At 73.1% G+C, this 17,924-nt stretch carries 15 protein-coding genes; 6 read left to right on the forward strand and 9 right to left on the reverse strand.

The features are described from left to right. Positions 1–10 precede the first annotated feature (10 nt). From OTB19_RS27400 to OTB19_RS27420, 5 genes are all read right to left on the reverse strand, one after another. The gene (locus OTB19_RS27400; RefSeq protein WP_267801177.1) at positions 11–1,408 is read right to left on the reverse strand and encodes a phytoene desaturase family protein; all 1,398 of its coding nucleotides are present in this window, start codon (positions 1,406–1,408) and stop codon (positions 11–13) included. 96 nt (positions 1,409–1,504) lie between these two features. Then, entirely contained in the window at positions 1,505–2,134 is a 630-nt protein-coding gene (locus OTB19_RS27405; RefSeq protein WP_267801178.1) for a DUF4126 domain-containing protein, read from the reverse strand. Between the two features lie 92 nt (positions 2,135–2,226). Beyond that, entirely contained in the window at positions 2,227–2,628 is a 402-nt protein-coding gene (locus OTB19_RS27410; protein ID WP_267801179.1) for a DUF3040 domain-containing protein, read from the reverse strand. Between the two features lie 265 nt (positions 2,629–2,893). Next, positions 2,894–3,652, reverse strand: coding sequence for a class I SAM-dependent methyltransferase (locus tag OTB19_RS27415; RefSeq protein WP_267801180.1), 759 nt, complete (start codon positions 3,650–3,652; stop codon positions 2,894–2,896). A gap of 72 nt (positions 3,653–3,724) precedes the next feature. After that, a complete protein-coding gene (locus OTB19_RS27420) occupies positions 3,725–4,228 on the reverse strand; it encodes an SAV_6107 family HEPN domain-containing protein (RefSeq protein WP_267801181.1) in 504 nt (167 codons plus the stop codon). Positions 4,229–4,509: 281 nt separating this feature from the next. Between OTB19_RS27420 and OTB19_RS27425 the strand changes: the two genes are divergently transcribed. Genes OTB19_RS27425 through OTB19_RS27435 form a run of 3 tightly spaced genes read left to right on the forward strand, consistent with a single transcriptional unit; the run spans position 4,510 to position 8,238 of the window. Further along, positions 4,510–5,514 (forward strand): ATP-binding cassette domain-containing protein, encoded by a 1,005-nt coding sequence (locus OTB19_RS27425; protein ID WP_267801182.1) that lies wholly within the window; start codon positions 4,510–4,512, stop codon positions 5,512–5,514. Continuing rightward, positions 5,486–7,579 carry a YhgE/Pip family protein gene (locus tag OTB19_RS27430; RefSeq protein WP_267801183.1) on the forward strand — a complete coding sequence of 698 codons (2,094 nt, stop codon included), beginning with the start codon at positions 5,486–5,488 and terminating at the stop codon, positions 7,577–7,579. Before OTB19_RS27425 ends, OTB19_RS27430 begins: the two co-directional genes overlap by 29 nt. A 14-nt stretch (positions 7,580–7,593) precedes the next feature. Continuing rightward, complete coding sequence (locus OTB19_RS27435) at positions 7,594–8,238, forward strand: TetR/AcrR family transcriptional regulator (RefSeq protein ID WP_420716918.1); 645 nt, start codon at positions 7,594–7,596, stop codon at positions 8,236–8,238. Between the two features lie 269 nt (positions 8,239–8,507). Here OTB19_RS27435 and OTB19_RS27440 read toward each other — a convergent pair whose 3' ends face one another. The 4 genes from OTB19_RS27440 to OTB19_RS27455 form a co-directional block, all read right to left on the reverse strand. Then, entirely contained in the window at positions 8,508–10,922 is a 2,415-nt protein-coding gene (locus OTB19_RS27440) for a DUF3488 and transglutaminase-like domain-containing protein (protein WP_267801185.1), read from the reverse strand. Further along, positions 10,919–12,283: a DUF58 domain-containing protein gene (locus tag OTB19_RS27445; RefSeq protein WP_267801186.1), complete on the reverse strand. Its 1,365-nt coding sequence runs from the start codon at positions 12,281–12,283 to the stop codon at positions 10,919–10,921. Before OTB19_RS27445 ends, OTB19_RS27440 begins: the two co-directional genes overlap by 4 nt. Further along, positions 12,283–13,293, reverse strand: coding sequence for an AAA family ATPase (locus OTB19_RS27450; RefSeq protein WP_267801187.1), 1,011 nt, complete (start codon positions 13,291–13,293; stop codon positions 12,283–12,285). The genes OTB19_RS27445 and OTB19_RS27450 overlap by 1 nt, the downstream gene beginning before the upstream one ends. Positions 13,294–13,451: 158 nt before the next feature. Next, positions 13,452–14,066, reverse strand: a complete 615-nt coding sequence (locus OTB19_RS27455) for a beta-class carbonic anhydrase (RefSeq protein WP_385646928.1) — start codon at positions 14,064–14,066, stop codon at positions 13,452–13,454. Positions 14,067–14,344: 278 nt separating this feature from the next. Between OTB19_RS27455 and rsmH the strand changes: the two genes are divergently transcribed. The 3 genes from rsmH (at position 14,345) to OTB19_RS27470 (ending at position 17,922) form a co-directional block, all read left to right on the forward strand. After that, positions 14,345–15,274 (forward strand): 16S rRNA (cytosine(1402)-N(4))-methyltransferase RsmH, encoded by a 930-nt coding sequence (gene rsmH / locus OTB19_RS27460; RefSeq protein ID WP_329448123.1) that lies wholly within the window; start codon positions 14,345–14,347, stop codon positions 15,272–15,274. A 77-nt stretch (positions 15,275–15,351) separates the two neighbouring features. Further along, complete coding sequence (locus tag OTB19_RS27465; RefSeq protein WP_324290548.1) at positions 15,352–15,786, forward strand: hypothetical protein; 435 nt, start codon at positions 15,352–15,354, stop codon at positions 15,784–15,786. Between the two features lie 111 nt (positions 15,787–15,897). Next, positions 15,898–17,922: a peptidoglycan D,D-transpeptidase FtsI family protein gene (locus tag OTB19_RS27470; RefSeq protein WP_267801189.1), complete on the forward strand. Its 2,025-nt coding sequence runs from the start codon at positions 15,898–15,900 to the stop codon at positions 17,920–17,922. Positions 17,923–17,924 lie beyond the last annotated feature (2 nt).

Consider the following 17,924-nt stretch of genomic DNA (forward strand, 5'->3'; position numbering starts at 1 on the left):
CCCGGCCCGGCTAGCGGGACCCGCGGAACTCCGCACCCTCCACGATGAGCCCGGCCACCAGGGCGCCGGTCATGCCCGCGTGCGGGAGTCCGCCGCCGGGGTGGGCCCAGCCGCCGGCGAGGTACAACCCCGGCAGGCCCGTGGTGTTCGAGGGGTGGAGCAGCCGTCCGCCGGCCCCGGCGAGCGCGGGCGGCGGCACGGCACCGTCCAGGGCGCCCGTCGCTCCGGCGATGTCGGCCGGAGTGCGCAGTTCGTACCACAGCAGCCGCTCCCGCAGACCCGGCACGGCCGGGGCCGCCGCGGCGAGCAACTCCTCCGCGGAGGGCGCCGTGCCGGGCTCCGCCACCGCCTGGACGGTGACCGCCTCGTGTCCGGCGTCGGGCCGGACCGCGGGGTCGTCGGGCCGCAGCACGGTGAGGTCCGCGCCGACCAGGGTGCGGTGCACGGCCTCCGCCGGCCGGGGCCCGTCGAGGGCCAGGAACAGCGTGTACCGGCCGGGGAGCCCCGCCGGTGGGGCGGGGACCGCACCGGGCGCCGGCGGGATCGCCAGCGCCCGGGGATCGACCCCGCAGACCACGGCGTCCGCCTCCACCGCGCTCGCGTCGGCCAGCGAGAGGCCGGCGGCCCGGCCGTCGCGCTCCACGACCCCCCGCACGTCCGCGTCGAAGACGAAGTCCACCTTCCGTTCCAGGCAGCGCTCGTACACGGCCGTGGCCAGCTCCCGGATCCCACCGCGCACGTACCAGCTCCCGAAGGTCTGCTCCATGTACGGGAGCACCGCCGCCGAGGCGGGCGCGTCCGCGGGGCGCAGACCGTACGCGCGCACCCGGGTGGTCAGCAGCTCCCCGAGCGGCCCGCCCAGCTCCCGCTCGGCCACCTCGGCGAGGGTCGGCGGGCGCCGCCGCAGCAGACCGCTCTTGCGCAACGCCGGGTAGGGGTCCGTGCCCAGCACCTGCCAGTCGGGGCGCAGCGGCTCCTCCAGCAGCGGACGGCGGGTGGCGTTCCAGGCGTCCCGGGCGCGCCCGAGCACCCCGTTCCAGCGGTCCCCGGAGCCCGCGCCGAAAGCCTCGTCGAGCACGGCGGCCGCACCCCCGCGCGAGGCGTTGGGGAGCGTGACCGAGGTGCCGTCCGGCAGCAGGTGCCGCACGGCGGGGTCCACCTGGACGAGCTCGACGCACTCCTCCAGCGACTTCCTGCCCGTCTTCACGAACAGGTCGCGGTAGACGGCGGGCAGGTGCAACAGCCCCGGGCCGGTGTCGAAGGCGAAACCGTCGCGTTCGTACCGGCCGACCGAGCCGCCGTACGTGGAGCCACGCTCGTACACCGTCACCCGGTGGCCCGCCACGGCCAACCGGGCCGCCGTCGCCATCGCGCCCATCCCGGCGCCGATCACCGCAATTCGTGCCATGCGGCTGAGCCTATCGAGCGTACCGGGGGCCGGGTCGGCGAGGTCGTACGAGGTCAGGGCGGGCGGCGGAGCCCGGCCGGCGCCGGCGCCCGACGGTTAGTGCGGTGGTGGCGCGCCGGAGGTCCGGCGCAACTCGGCGGCCATCCGCTTCTCCTCGCGGCGTTGGGCCCGCCGCCTCCGGTAGCGGCGGATCCGGCTCCAGAGGAAGAAGATCATCGCCAGGCCGGCCGCCAGCAGCACGGCCGCGATGATCGCGGCGGCCTGGGGGTTGAACATGGCGAAGGTGACGATGCCCGCGACACCGAGATCCTCGGCGGTGCTGAGGGCGATGTTGGTGAACGGTTCCGGTGAGGTGTTGACCGCCATCCGGGTGCCGGCCTTGACGAAATGGCTGGCCAGCGCGGTGGAGCCGCCGACGGCGCCCGCGGCCAGGTCGGGGAGCGAGCCGCTCTGCCCGGCCAGCAGGGCCCCGACCACCGCACCCGCCACCGGGCGGATCACGGTGTGGAGGGTGTCCCACAGCGAGTCCACATAGGGGATCTTGTCGGCCACCGCCTCGCAGAGGAACAGCACGCCCGCGACGATCAGGACGTCGGGGCGCTGCAACGACGCCGGAACCTCGTCCGTGAGCCCGGTCGCGCCGAAGATGCCGAGCAGGAGGACCACGGCGTACGCGTTGATCCCGCTGGCCCAGCCGCTGGTGAAGACCAGGGGCAGCACAGTCATTCGGTCATCATGCCGCAGGAGGGGTGATCCGGGAGAACGACGAGGGGACGGCCGCCCGTCGGCGACCGTCCCCTCGCTCATGTCCTGTGGAGCTACTGCCCCTGTTCGTCACGGCGGCGCTGCCACCGTTCCTCGATGCGGGTCATCATCGACCGACGCTGTCGGTTCCGGCCACGGGCCGAACCACCTGCACTGCCGGAGACGGGCTGCTCGCCAGGCTTGGGTGCCTTGCGCCAACCGGTGACCACGAGAACCGTACAGCCCAGCATGACGAGGAAACCCACCACGCTGATCCAGAGCACGTTCGGCACGATCACACCGGTCATGAGGAGCGCGATACCCACCACAATGCCTGCGACTGCCTGGTATACCCGTCGCCGGGTGTACGTGCGCAGTCCGCTTCCCTCAAGCGCTGTCGCGAACTTGGGATCTTCGGCGTACAGCGCTCGCTCCATCTGCTCGAGCATTCGCTGCTCGTGCTCCGAGAGCGGCACGGGAGTCCTCCTCATCCGTCGGTCGCGAAGGGTAGCGACCAGGGGTCCCCTTCAGGATAGGCGGGGAATCGCCCCCGTGATACCCGCCCTCTACGCCACGTTCGAAATAAAGCCCTGCGCACAAACCGTACCGTCGCCTGTGCGGTCACTGAGGCGCTTATTCCCCAATGGTTCGTCCGCCATGCCGCCGGTGTCCTCGATCATACGGGGCCGGCGGCCGGTTCACAGGGTGTCCGCGGATCCGCGTGCGCGGACGCGCCGCAGATCAGGCGCTCTTCTCGCCCAAAACGTGCAACTGCGTGGCGACCGCGTGGAAGGCCGGCAGCTCGGCGGCGGCCTCCTCCAGACGCAGCAGCGCCTCCACCGCGCCGGGCTCGGTGTCGACCAGGACGCCCGGGACGAGGTCCGCGAAGATCCGTACACCGTGCACCGCGCCGACCTCCAGGCCGGCTCCACCCACCAGCTCGGTGAGCTGCTCGGCGGTGAAGCGGCGCGGGACCGGGTCGCCGGATCCCCAACGGCCCGCCGGGTCGGTGAGGGCGGTACGGGCCTCGGTGAAGTGCCCCGCCAGGGCGCGGGCCAGGACGGCTCCGCCGAGTCCGGCGCCGAGCAGGCTCAGGATCCCGCCCGGTCGCAGGGCCGCGACGGCGTTGGCCACGCCCTCGGCCGGGTCGTCCACGTACTCCAGCACACCGTGGCAGAGCACCACGTCGTACGCGTCCCGGTCGACGACGTCCAGCAGGCCCTGGGCGTCGCCCTGGACACCGCGCACCAGATCGGCGACACCGGCCTCGGAGACCCGACGCTCCAGCCCGAACAGCGCGTTGGGGCTGGGGTCGACCACCGTCACCCGGTGGCCCAGTCGGGCCACCGGGACGGCGAACTTGCCGGTGCCGCCGCCGGTGTCCAGCACGTCCAGCGCTTCCCGCCCGGTCGCCTTCACCCGGCGGTCGAGGGCCTCCTTGAGGACCTCCCACACCACGGCGGTGCGGAGGGAGGCACGGGGGCGGGAAGTGTCCGACACGGCTGATGGCTCCTCGGCGCGGTAAGGGTGAGCGGGCGTGCCCCACCCTATTGCCTCAGGCCGCGGACCAGCTCATCCCGCGTGCGGACGCTCCGGCCGGGGCTGCGGCAGGGCCTTGGGCAGCTCCTGCGCGGCCGGGGTCACCGGTCGCAGGGACAGCATCCGCTCGACCAGGCGCAGGAACATCCCCACTTCGCGGACGAGGTCGTCGGCCTCCCGGCCGGTCGCCGCGTCCGGTATGCCGGCCTCGGCCCGGGCCCGACGGTCGGCGCCGGAGGCGAACAGGGCGCTCCACTCCGTCAGCTCCGGGGCTATCTCCGGCAGCACCTCCCACGCGCTGCGGATCCGGGGCCGTCGGCGCGGGTTGACCGGTTCGGGCCTGCCGCGAGCGGCCAGCACGGCCGCGGCCGCGCGCAGCGCCGCGAGGTGGGCGGTGGCGTAGCGCTCATTGGGCCGGGACAGTCCGACCGCCTCGGTCAGGCCGCGGTGGGCCTTGGCGAGCAGATCGAGGGCGGCCGGCGGTGCCGACGACTTCCTCGGGACGGGGTGGACAGGGGACGGGGACGGTGTGGCCATGACGAACCTCCTGTCGATGCGTGCTGCTTCTGATGCCGGGTACTGCGTGGGTACCGCCTCTTCGGGTACTGGCTGTTCGGGTACCGCCGTTCGGGTGGTGCTGCCTTGCCCACCGCGTTGTCGCGCTGCGTGAGTCCATCGTGACGCCCGCCACTGACAATCCCGGTGACCTGCACTTTTACCCCCCATTGGGGATCTTCATCCCCCCTCTTGCCGATGACCCGTCACGGAACCTGCTAGTTTTTGAACTGACCGGTCAGTTCAAAAGAAGGGGGGGCGGCGTGGAGAGCCCACACGGGGCGGCCGTCAAGGCCGAGGACTTCGGACTCAAGGGCCCGCGCGGCTGGGTCTTCCGGGGCGTGGGGATCGACGCCGCGCCCGGTTCGCTCATCGCGCTCGAAGGTCCCTCCGGAAGCGGCCGGACCTGCCTGCTGCTCGCCCTCACCGGCCGGATGAAGCCTTCCGAGGGCCGCGCCGAGATCGGCGGGCACCCGCTGCCGAAGAAGATGACCGCGGTGCGGCGGATCGCCGCCCTCGGGCACGTCCCCGGGGTCAACGACCTCGACGAGGCGCTCACCGTCGCCGAGCAACTGCGCGAGGGAGCCATGCTCCAGCGCCGCTACGAGGGCCCCGTGCGGGCCCTGTTCCGGCCGCGCTCGGAGCGCCGCGCCGCCGCCGCGAACCGGATCGAGGAGGCCCTCGCGGCCGCCGGGCTCGACCCGGCGACCCTGCCCAAGGGGCCGCGCACCTCCGTCCGCGACCTGGAGCGCCTGGAGGCCGTCCGGCTGTCCGTGGCCATCGCCCTGCTGGGCGGGCCCCGACTGCTGGCCCTCGACGACACCGACCTCAAGCTCTCGACCGCCGAACGCGCCGAACTGTGGGCGCTGCTCCGCTCGATCGCCGACCGGGGGACCACCGTCCTCGCGGTGTGCAACGAGGCGCCGGAGGGGGTCCTGGTCCTGCGCACGGTCGAGCCCACCGCCGAGCCGACCACCGCGCTCGCGGGGTCGCCCGCCCCGGCCGTCCGGTCGGGCGGCGGCGCGGAACCCGCGATCACCTGGGGTGCCAAGCCCGACGGCACGGCGGAGCCGGCGGACGAGCCGGAGCCGCAGGCCGCACCGGAGGCCGACCCCGACACCCGGGCCGGCACGGAGCCGGAAAGCGACGCCGAGCCCGACACCGGCGAGGACGGCGACCCGGCCACCCCCACCACCGACACGCACGACGACACCGACGACGACACGAAGGGGACGGACGATGCGCTCGCCGAAGCTCGCCGCGCTTGAGCTGAAGCGGTTCGGGCGGGGGAAGCTGCCCCGGGCCGCCCTCGTCGCGCTGCTCCTCCTGCCGCTGCTCTACGGAGCCCTGTACCTCTGGTCCTTCTGGAACCCCTACGGCAACCTCGACAAGATTCCCGTGGCCCTCGTCAACTCCGACCGCGGCGCCACCGTGGACGGCAAGCACCTCGCCGCGGGCGACGAGATCACCAGGAAGCTGCGCGACAGCAAGACCTTCGACTGGCGCGAGGTCGACGCCGACGAGGCGGCCAAGGGCCTGGAGGAGGGGACGTACTACCTGTCCCTGACCATGCCCGCCGACTTCAGCGCGAAGATCGCCTCCAGCTCCGGCGCGGACCCCGCCACCGGGGCGCTCCAGGTCCGGACGAACGACGCGAACAACTACATCGTCGGCTCGATCTCCAAGACCGTCTTCTCCGAGGTCCGTTCGGCCGCGTCGACCAACGCCGCCCGCGGATTCCTCGACAAGATCTTCGTCAACTTCTCCGACCTGCACGACAAGACCGCCGAGGCCGCCGACGGCGCCGACAAGCTCAAGGACGGCGCCGGCAAGGCCAAGCAGGGCGCCAAGGACCTCGCCGACGGCCTCGACACGGCCAAGGAGAAGACGGGCGAGCTCAACGGCGGGCTGAAGAAGCTGAACACGGCCGCCGGGCAGCTGGAGACCGGTACGAAGGACCTCGCCGCCGGCACCCAGACCCTCGCCGACAAGGTCAACGGGGCCGCCGCCAAGGCCAAGCCCTTCGTCAGCGACCCGAAGTCCCTGGCCGCCACCGCCGAACTCGTCGCGGACACCGCCCAGGTGGTCAACAAGCACCTGGACTCCTTCGCCAAGAACGCCCCGGCCGCCGCCGCCGTCACCCAACGGGCCGCGACCGGCGCGGACAAGTACTACACCGCCCACTGCGTCACCCCGGGCGCCGAGCCGCACCTGGCCTCCTGCCCCGACTTGAAGCGGATCAAGGACGACACCGCCGAGGGCGCGATGCTGGCCGGTGACGTCAACGACGTCGTGAAGGCCTCCGGCACCGACATGGGCAAGCTCCGCCGTCAGCTCGGCGACCTGGAGAACAAGGCCCGCGAACTCGCCGACAAGGCCCCCGGCCTGTCCTCCGACCTCAACACGGCCGTCGCCAAGGTCAACGCCCTGAACACCGGCGCCCAGAAGGTCGCCTCCGGCATGACGCAGCTGCACACCGGCCTCGGCACCGCCTTCACCGGCTCCGGCGCCCTCACCGAGGGCGTCGGCAAGCTCGGGGACGGTGCGCACACCCTCGACAGCGGCATGTACAAGCTGGTCGACGGCAGCGGCGAGCTCGCCGGCGGTCTGCACGACGGCGCCGGCAAGATCCCGGACTACGACCAGCAGGCCCGCGACGCCCGGACCCAGGTCATGGCCGACCCCGTCCGGCTCGCCAACCAGTCCCTGCACAAGGCGCCCAACTACGGCACCGGTTTCGCCCCGTACTTCATCCCGCTCTCCCTGTGGGTCGGCGCGATGGTCGCCTACATGCTGATCGCCCCGCTGAACCGGCGCGCCCTGGCCGCCGGCGCCTCGCCCTGGCGGGTCGCCCTCGCGGGCTGGCTGCCCGTGGCCGGCATCGGCTTCGCACAGGTCGGCCTGCTGATGTCCGTGCTCCACTGGGCCCCGGGCCTCGGCCTGGACATGGCCCGGCCCGCGCTCACCATCGCCTTCCTGATGCTGGTCACCTGCTGCTTCGCGGCGATCGTCCAGTGGCTCAACGCCAAGTTCGGGGCGGCCGGACGCATCCTGGTCCTCGCCGCCCTGATGCTCCAGTTGACCTCGGCGGGCGGCACGTACCCCGTTCAGACCAGCCCCGCATTCTTCAACTGGATCCACCCGTACCTGCCCATGTCGTACGTCGTCGAGGGCCTGCGCCGCCTCATCACCGGCGGCGACCTCACCCCGGTGTGGCAGGGATCCCTGGTCCTGCTGGCCTTCACGGTCGGAGCCCTGGCCCTGACCGCGCTGGCCGCCCGCGGCAAGCAGGTGTGGACGATGAGTCGACTGCACCCGGAACTGAGCCTGTAGAGAGCTGTTGACCTGTGAGAATCAGCGCCATGGAAAGCAGCAGCACCGGTACGGCCGCCGGCGGTCGACGTCAGGCCACCCGGCAGAAGCTCTACGAAGCGGCCGTCACCCTCATCGCCGAGCAGGGTTTCTCGGCGACCACGGTCGACGAGATCGCCGAACGGGCGGGCGTGGCCAAGGGCACCGTCTACTACAACTTCGCGAGCAAGAACGACCTCTTCGAGGAGCTGCTCCGGCACGGGGTGGGGCTGTTGACCGTCTCGCTGCGGACGGCGGCGGAGGAGACGGAGGCGCGCGGCGGCACCCGGATCGAGGCGCTCGACGCGATGATCCGCGCGGGCCTGGTCTTCATCGACCGGTACCCGGCCTTCACCCAGCTGTACGTCGCCGAGCTCTGGCGGACCAACCGCACCTGGCAGTCCACGCTGATGGTGGTCCGCCGCGAGGCGGTGGCGGTGGTGGAGGACGTCCTGCGGGAGGGGGTCGAGCGGGGCGAACTCAGCGCCGAGATCGACGTCCCGCTGACGGCGGCCGCGATGGTGGGCATGGTGCTGGTGGCCGCGCTGGACTGGCAGTCCTTCCAGAGCGAGCGGTCCCTGGACGACGTCCACTCGGCCCTGTCGCTGCTGCTGCGCGGCCGGGTGAGCGGCAGCCGCTGACCCCCGGTCGGCGGTGCCGCCCGGGGACGGTCCCGGCGTAGAACTGAGTATCCGTACCCAGACCTCCGGATGAGTACGAGTACGGATGGGTTCCCCCTGCGCACCCGGCAGACTGGGGGTACGGACCGGGCCCTCGTCCCTCGCCGGGGTTCGGGGGACCCGGCGCGACACGAACGCCGGTGCGGCGGGGCTCGGGGGGAACGAGCCTCGCCGCACCGGCGTTTTCGCGTGTCTCCGTCCGGGGCCGACCCCGAGGGGCCGGCCCGGGCTCAGCCCCGGCCGCGCAGCGGGAGCCGGATCCGTCCGGACAGCGCGGCTCCCCGGGCGGTCACGCCCGACCAGCGGTCCGACGCGGCCCAGGACAGTCGGACCAGGGACCGGGGCAGTGCCAGGGCCCGTACGCGGGTGCCCCGCGACACGTTCGCCAGCAGCGCCGAGCGCGCCAGCAGGACGTCGTCCGCCAGGCCCTCGTACGAGGTGTCCGCGCCCGGCGGGGCGTACAACGCCCGTTCCACCGCGCCCGCGACCCGGTGCACGGCCTGCGCCGCCTCGTCCTCCAGCCGGCCCAGGACGGCCACCCGCCGCGCCGCCCGGCGGGGGGACAGGGCCTCGTCCGGCGGGATGTTCACGTCCCAGGCCGCGTCGCCCAACTCGCGCCAGGCGAGCAACACGTCGCCGGCCGCCAGCCGCCGCACCCGGATCCTGCGCCGCCACACCAGGGGGAGCAGGGGCAGACCCAGGACGAGGATCCCCGCGGCCGTCCAGCCCAGGACCGACAGCGGCGTCACCCCGCCGCCCGCGTCACCGCCCTGCGATGCCACGGGAGCGCCGCACTCGCCGAGCTTCTTCAGCTCCGGCGGGCAGTCCTGCGCCTTCGACGGGGCCGCCGAGGGCGCCGACGCGCCCGGCGAGGGCAGCGCCGCCGGGGCCGACGGCTGAGCGGTCGGCGTCGCGGCCCGGCTGTAGTCCGGTACCGAGATGCCGGACCGGGGCGTCGGCTCGAACCGGGTCCAGCCCACGCCCTCGAAGTACAGCTCGGGCCACGCGTGCGCGTCCCGCAGCGACACGTTCACGCTGCCGTCGGCCTGCTTGGTGCCCGGGGTGAACCCGACCGCCACCCGCGCCGGGATGTTCAGCGAGCGGGCCATCGCCGCCATCGAGAACGAGAAGTGGACGCAGAAGCCCTCCTTGTCGTTCAGGAACCGGGCGATGGCCTGGGAACCCGAACCGGAGCTCACCGTGGTGTCGTAGCGGAACCCGCCGCTCACCGCGAAGAAGTCCTGGAGCCGCACCGCCCGGGTGTAGTCGTCCGTCGCGCCCCGGGTGACCCGCCGGGCCGTCTCGGCGACGACCGCCGGCAGGTTGGCCGGCAGCTTCGTGTACTCGGACCGGACCTCGGGGTCCGGAGCGGGGGCCTCGCGCAACTGCGAGGCCGTCGGCCGGAGCAGCAGGCTGCGCACCGTGTACTGGGCGCCCTGCACGTTCTGGAAGCGGTCCTTGCCCAACTGGTCCCCGACCAGGGTCCGGCCGGCCGGTTCGAAGCGCCACTTCCCGCCGATGTCCACCTGCGTCGCCGGGTACGGCATCGGCAGGTAGCGCTGCGCGTACGTCTGGGCCGCCGACACGGTCGTCCGCACCTCGGCCGCGTCCTGGCGGACCGCACCGTCGAGACCCTGCGGGTTCGGCAGCCGCTCCGGCACGTCCGTCAGGGGACGCCCGGAGGCCTCCCACTTGACCCCGTTGAACTCGTCGAGCGCGAGGATGCGCAGGTACTGCTCGGACTGCTCCGGACTGTCCGTGCGGTACCGCAGCACCACCCGGTTGTCCTGCGCGTTCAGGCTGCCCTGGAGCGACACCAGCGGGTTGACCGCCGAGATCGTCCCGCCGCCCGCGCCGTTGCCCGCACCGCCGTCGTCCCCGGTGCCCAGCATGCCGCCGCCGAGCGACGGCAGCACCGCCGGCACGGCCAGCGCCAGACCGAGCGTGACCACGCCGATCCGCCGGCCGGTGCGCACCGGGGCCACGGCCCGGGTGCCGTCCTTGCCGCCCCCGTATCCGGAGGCGGCCGAGACGCGGCCGCCCGGCGCCGCGCCGAAGACGCGGCCCCACTGCGCGAGCCGGTCCCGTCCCTCGGTGAGCAGCAGCATCAGGAAGCCGCAGCCCGCCAGCAGGAAGGAGAACCAGGCGCCGCCCTGACCGGCCGACAGCCCGGCGGCCACCGAGTAGAGCGCCAACAGCGGCAGCCCGGCCGCCGCCGCCGTCCGCATCGTGACGGCCAACATGTCCACCAGCAGACCGATCAGCAGCACCCCGGAGAGCAGCAGCAGCCGGATGCCGTCCGTGAGCGGCGCCGGTATGGCGAACTCGCCGACATCGCGCACCCCCTGCTGGAACAGCGACCCGAAGTCCGTGACCAGGTAGCCCAACAGCCCGCCGGAGGGCGTCTCGGCCTTCCCCGCGAAGAGGAAGGCGAGCAGCAACAGCGTCACCAGGAGCTGCGCCGCCACCGTCAGCGACCGCGCCAGCGGGATCCGCCGGGCCCCGGCCCCCACGGCGCTCTGCACGCCGAGCAGCACGGCCGCCTGCACCAGCCAGCCGGAGGATTCCACCAGCGGGGCCAGTGACCAGGAGGTCAGCAACGTAGCCAGCATCGCGAAGAGTGTCAGTCGTGCGCGCCCGCTCATCCCCAACCTCCGGAGGTCGCCGTGCCGAGCGGAGCGTTCCCGGCCTGCCGCCACAGATCGCCGAAGGCCACCCCGGGCGGGGCGGCCAGTGCCGTCCAGCCCGCGTCGCGCAGCCGGCCCAGCCGTGTGTCCACCCGCGAGGGCCCGCCCGTCCAGGCCGCGGAGTCCAGGACGAACGCCACCGCGCCCCCGCTGCGCTGCCGCATCCTGCTCGCCATCTCGGTCTGTACGTCGTCCAGGTCGCCGAGGAAGGCGATGAGGAGCCCGTCGGAGCCCGCCCCGCCGAAGCCCCCGCCCGCCCCGCCGCCGCGGAGCGCGTCGTGGGCCTTGGACAGTCCGCTCTCGTCGGAGTGCCCGATGACCGCGAGGGTGTCCAGCATCAGTCCGGCCGCCTCGGCGGGATCGTGTCCGCCCGAGGAGAAGCCGCCGCCGGCGACACCGGGGACCGAGGTGCCGTTGTCGGTCAGCAGCCGCGCCGAGAACCCCTGTTCCAGCAGGTGGACCAGGGTGGAGGCGGCTCCCGACACGGCCCACTCGAACGCCGAGTCCGGGCCGGCGCCCCGGTAGGCGTCCGCCCGGGTGTCCAGCAGGACGGTGGCCTTGGTGCGCTGGGGCTGCTCCTCGCGGCGCACCATCAGCTCGCCGTAGCGGGCGGTGGAGCGCCAGTGCACCCGTCGCAGGTCGTCGCCGCGCCGGTACTCGCGCGGGATCACGTCGTCGTCGCCGGCCAGGGCCAGGGAGCGGCGGCTGCCGTCGCCGTGGCCGTTGGCCTCGCCGGTCAGCCGGACCGCGGGCAGGGCCTCGGTGCGCGGGATGACGGTGAGGGTGTCGTACGTGCTGAACGAACGGGTCAGCTCGACCATCCCGAAGGGATCGGTCAGCCGGAGCTGGAGCGGGCCCAGCGGGTAGCGGCCGCGCAGGTCGGAACGGACCCGGTAGGACACCTCGCGGCGGCCGCCGGGCTCGACCCGGTCCAGTACGAAGCGGGGCCGCGGCCCCAGCACGTACGGCACTCGGTCCTGGAGCATCAGCAGCCCGGTCGGCATCCTGGAGGTGTTGTCCATGCGCAGCTGCACCCGGGCCTCGCCGCCCGCGGGCACCCGGCCCGGGGTCAGCCGGCGGCTGCCGGAGACCCGGTGGCGGGTGCGGTGCAGGGCGACGACACAGATCAGCGGGAGCAGGGCCAGCAGCAGTCCCACGCGGAGCAGCTCGCCCTGCCCGAGCACGTACGCGCACGCGGCGGCCGCGATCCCGGCGGCCAGGAACGAGCGGCCGCGCGTGGTCAGCCCCGACAGGGAGGCGCGCAGACCGGTCCCGCCCCGTCCCGCGCCACCGGCGCCGCTCGGGGCACCGGTGCTCATCAGAAGCCCCGGATGCCCGCGCCGGGCGGCATCTCGCCGCGGGCGTGCGCGGCCGGCACGGGGGTGCGCTGCAGGATGTCGGCGATGACCTGCTCGGCGGTCCGCCGGTTCAGCTGGGCCTGCGCGGTCGGCAGCAGCCGGTGCGCGAGGACGGGGGCGGCCAGCGTCTGGACGTCGTCGGGCAGGACGTAGTCCCGACCGGCCAGGGCGGCGGAGGCCTTCACGGCGCGCAGCAGGTGCAGGGTGGCGCGGGGCGAGGCGCCCAGGCGCAGGTCCGGGTGGCTGCGGGTGGCGGAGACCAGGTCGACCACGTAGCGGCGCACGGGCTCGGCCACGTACACCTCGCGGACGGCCTCTATCAGCTTGACGATGTCGTGGGCGTGCGCGACGGCCTGGAGGTCGTCCAGCGGGGAGAGCCCGCCGTGCACGTCCAGCATCTGGAGCTCGGCCTCGGGGCTGGGGTAGCCGACCGAGACGCGGGCCATGAAGCGGTCGCGCTGGGCCTCGGGGAGCGGGTAGGTGCCCTCCATCTCCACCGGGTTCTGGGTGGCGACCACCATGAAGGGGCTCGGCAGCGTGTAGGTCGTGCCGTCGATGGTGACCTGGCGCTCCTCCATCGACTCCAGCAGCGCGGACTGGGTCTTGGGGGAGGCGCGGTTGATCTCGTCGCCGATGACGATCTGGGCGAAGATCGCGCCGGGCTTGAACTCGAACTCGCGGCGCTGCTGGTCGTAGATGCTGACGCCGGTGATGTCGGAGGGCAGCAGGTCCGGCGTGAACTGGATGCGCTGCACCGAACAGTCGATGGACTTGGCGAGCGTCTTGGCCAGCATGGTCTTGCCGACGCCGGGCACGTCCTCGATCAGCAGGTGCCCCTCCGCGAGCAGGACCGTCAGCGCGAGGCGGACGACCTCCGGCTTGCCCTCGATCACGCTCTCGACCGAGCGGCGGACCCGCTCCGCAGTGCTGGTCAGATCCGCGAGGCTCGCTCGGTCGTCATACGTGGTCACCTGGTTCTCCTCGGCCCTTTCTCCGGGCCGATCACGCTCTTGACGCATGAACCGGCCCACCCCGACACCTCTGCATCGCGAGAGTGCGGACGCCGGCCCGGGAACACTCCCGGGTGGCGTCACCCCGCATTCTTGACGGCGTTACGGCCTTGTGTCACTCAAGAGGCGGGATCGATCTCCCGCAGGAGCCCGGTGTGCACGTCGAAGACGAAGCCTCGCACATCGTCGCGGAAGGGCAGGAAGGGGTTCGTGCGCACCCGCTGCATGGACTGGCGCACGTCCTGGTCCACGTCCCGGAAGGCCTCGACGGCCCAGGCGGGACGCTGACCGACCTCGTCCTCCAGTTCGTGCCGGAAGTCCTCGGTCAGGCTTTCGAGGCCACAGCCGGTGTGGTGGATGAGTATCACCGCGCGGGTGCCGAGCGCCCGCTGGCTGATGGTGAGGGACCGGATCGTGTCGTCGGTGACCACACCGCCCGCGTTGCGGATCGTGTGGCAGTCGCCCAGCTTCAGGCCGAGGGCGGCGTGCAGGTCGAGGCGGGCGTCCATGCAGGCCACGACGGCGACCTGGAGCACCGGGCGGGCGTCCATACCGGGGTCGCCGAACGCGGCGGCGTAGCGACGGTTCGCCTCGACCAGCCGGTCGGTGACGGACCCGCCGGCGGAGGCCTGGGCTGCGGATTCTGCGGGCAGGGATGCGGAAGTCGTCATGCCTACGACGTTAATGGGCACCGCTGGGGGAGGCATGGAGCGAGGAGGGACAAAGAAGGTCAACCGGCCTTGTTGTGAGCTAACCCACAAGGGTGGGCCGGACGCGGCTGTTCGGGTGATTCGCGGCATTCGCGGGTTCCGTACGAGCGGAGCGGACGGCGCGCCGGGCGGTTCGTTGACCGCAGGGACCGTTGCACTAAAGTGACGCGAACCGGCCGGAGCCCGGCCCTCACCGGCCGCCCGGCCCCCTGGTAAAACTCCGCGTGCGCGGCGCGGCGTACGCCTGCCGCGCCGTTATCTGAGAGGGCGCTTTGACTAGCGAGTCCCGACATGTCCCGGTGATGCTCCAGCGGTGCCTGGACCTGTTGGCCCCGGCGCTGGAGAGGCCGGGGGCCGTCGTAGTCGACTGCACCCTCGGTCTCGGCGGCCACAGCGAGGCCCTGCTGACCCGGTTCCCCGAGGCCCACCTGATCGGCCTCGACCGCGACAAGGAGGCCCTGCGGCTCTCCGGGGAGCGCCTCGCGCCCTTCGGCGACCGGGTCACCCTCGTCCACGCGATCTACGCCGACCTGGCCGAGGTGCTCGACGGACTGCGCATCCCCGCGGTCCAGGGCATCCTCTTCGACCTGGGCGTCTCCTCCATGCAGCTGGACGAGGCCGACCGCGGGTTCGCGTACGCCCAGGACGCCCCGCTGGACATGCGCATGGACCAGACGACCGGCATCAGCGCCGCCGAGGTCCTCAACACCTACGCCCCCGGCGAGCTGGTCCGCATCCTGCGCCAGTACGGCGAGGAGAAGCAGGCCAAACGCATCGTCTCCGCGGTGGTGCGGGAGCGGGAGAAGGAACCCTTCACCAACAGCGCCCGGCTGGTCGAGCTGATCCGCGACTCGCTGCCCCAGGCGGCGAAGCGGACCGGCGGCAACCCGGCCAAGCGCACCTTCCAGGCCCTGCGCATCGAGGTCAACGGCGAGCTGTCCGGCCTGGAACGGGCCATCCCGGCGGCCGTGGACCGGATCGCGGTCGGCGGCCGGATCGCGGTGCTCTCGTACCACTCGCTGGAGGACCGGCTGGTCAAGCAGGTCTTCGCGGCGGGCGCCGCCTCCACGGCGCCCCCCGGACTGCCCGTGGTGCCGGAGAAGTACCAGCCCAAGCTGAAACTCCTCACGCGCGGCGCCGAGCTCCCCACGGAGGAGGAGATCGCCGAGAACCGGCGGGCGGCCCCCGCCCGGTGCCGCGGAGTCGAACGGATCCGCGAGGCGCGACTGTGATCAAGCGCGGGGGACGGCTGAGGCCCGGCGTCGCGGCCGGCGCCGGAGCGGGGAGCGGAGCAGGTCAGGCGGCCCGGATGCCGTTCGTGCTGTTGGTCGTCGCCCTGCTGGGCGGCGGCCTGATCAGCCTGCTGTTGCTGAACTCCGCGCTGAACCAGGGCTCCTTCCAGCTCACCCAGCTGAAGAAGGAGACCCTCGTCCTGACCGACGAGGAGCAGGCGCTCCAGCGGGACGTGGACGGCTACTCGGCCCCCGACGCGCTCCAGCGACGGGCACACGAACTGGGCCTGGTGCCGGGCGGCAGCCCCGTCTTCATCGGACCGGACGGGAAGGTCGCGGGCGCCGCCTCGCAGGCGCAGGCGCCGCCCCCGCCGTCCCCCGCGCCGGTCGCGCAGCCCCCGGTGTCCGCGGCGCCCTCCGGCGCCCCGCCCGCCGCGGCGAGCGGCCCGCCCGCGCCGACCCCGTCCGCGGCGAACGGGACCCCCCAGCCCAGCCAGACCCCTGGAAGGTGACGTCGTGACGCGGACCCCCGCGGGGCTCCTCCCCAGCCCGCCCCCGCCTCGTTCGCCGGGCGGCGCCCCGGCCGCCACCGCCGCCGCCCGGGCCGTGTCGGCGGTGGCCGCGTGAGCCCCCAGGAGCCGCCCCGGCGGCGGGTGCCGGGCCCCGGCCGGCCCCGGCTCACCGGCGGCGACCGGGCCAGGGCCACGGCGCGTCCCGCGTCCCGCCCCGCCACCCGCAGGCCGGCCCCGGCCCGCACGGCCCACACCATCCGGCTCGGGAACCCCAAACCCCGGCTGCGGCTCGTCGGCCTCGGGCTGACCCTGGTCATGCTCGCCTTCGTCGTACGGCTGCTCCAGGTACAGGCCGTCGACGCCTCCGCCTACTCCGCCAAGGCCTCCGAGAACCGCTTCACCAGTTACACCCTGGCCGCCGAACGCGGGGAGATCACCGACCGCAAGGGCGTGGCCCTGGCCACGAGTGTCGACGCGTACGACATCACCGCCGACCCGAAGATGTTCACGGCGCAGGAGAGCAAGGCCCCGGACGCCCCCGAGCAGGCCGCGGCCCTCCTCGGGCCGATCCTCGGCAAGGACGCCAAGGAACTCGCCAAGCAACTGGAGACGAAGAACTCCCGCTACGTCATCCTCGCCCGCCGCCAGACCCCCCAGGTCTGGAACCAGATCAAGGACCTCAAGAAGGTCTTCGCGGACAAGGCGGCCGCCGACAAGCGGAACAACGGCCCCGGCGCCAACGTCATCGCGGGGGTGTTCAAGGAGGACAGCAGCAAGCGCGTGTACCCGAACGGCGACCTCGCCGCCGGGATACTGGGTTACGTCAACGCCGAGGGCAAGGGCGGCGGCGGCCTGGAGTCCTCCCTCGACAAGAAGCTCTCCGGCAAGGACGGCAGCCTCACCTACGCCCAGTCCGGCGGCCGGCGCGTGCCCACCGCCGAGTCCAGCGAGAAGGCCGCCGTGCCCGGCGAGGACATCGAGCTGACCATCGACCGCGACATCCAGTGGGCCGCGCAGAGCGCCATCACCGAACAGGTCGAGAAGTCCGGCGCCGACCGCGGCTACGTCGTCGTGCAGGACACCCGCACCGGCGAGGTGCTGGCCATGGCCAACGCCCCCGGCTTCGACCCCAACGACCTGTCGAAGGCCCGCTCCACCGCCATGGGCAACGCCGCCCTCCAGGACGTGTACGAGCCCGGCTCCACCGCCAAGGTGATGTCGATGGCCGCCGTCCTGGAGGAGAAGAAGGCCACCCCGGCGACCCCCGTCGAGGTCCCCAACCGCCTCCACCGCGGCGACCGCCTCTTCAAGGACGACGTGGACCACCCCACCTGGTACCTGACCCTCAACGGGGTGCTCGCCAAGTCCTCGAACATCGGCACCATCCTGGCCACCGGCCGGCTCGGCGCCACCCAGCCCGAGGCCAACAAGGTCCTGTACGGCTACCTGACCAAGTTCGGCATCGGGCAGCCCACCGGCCTGGACTACCCCGGGGAATCCCGCGGCATCCTCGCCAAGCCCGAGGCCTGGTCCACCTCCCAGCAGTACACGATCCCCTTCGGCCAGGGCCTGTCCCTCAACGCCGTCCAGGCGGCCTCCGTGTACTCCACCATCGCCAACGGCGGCGTCCGGATCGAGCCCACCCTGGTCCGCGGCACCAGGGGACCCGACGGCCGCTTCACCCCGGCCCCCGCCCCCGAGCAGACCAAGGTGATCAGCCAGGACACCTCCAAGACCCTCGCCGCGATGCTCGAATCCGTGGTCGACGACCAGGAGGGCACCGGCACCAAGGCGCGCATCCCCGGCTACCGGGTCGGCGGCAAGACCGGCACCTCCAACCGGGTCGACCCGGCCACCGGCCGCTACAAGGGGTACACCGCCTCGTTCGCCGGCTTCGCGCCCGCCGACAGCCCGCGCGTCACCGTGTACTGCGCCATCCAGAACCCCACCAAGGGCAGTTACTTCGGCGGCCAGATCTGCGGACCCATCTACAAGAAGGTCATGGAGTTCGCCCTCAAGACCCTCCAGGTCGCCCCCACCGGCACCGCCCCCGCCGGACTGCCGGTCACCTTCGAACCGGGCCCGCAGCCCGCACCGCAGCCCGGTACCCGGCCCGGCCCGCAGCCCGGCCAGTGAAC

The organism is Streptomyces sp. H27-H5, assembly GCF_026627505.1.
Lineage (GTDB): Bacteria > Actinomycetota > Actinomycetes > Streptomycetales > Streptomycetaceae > Streptomyces.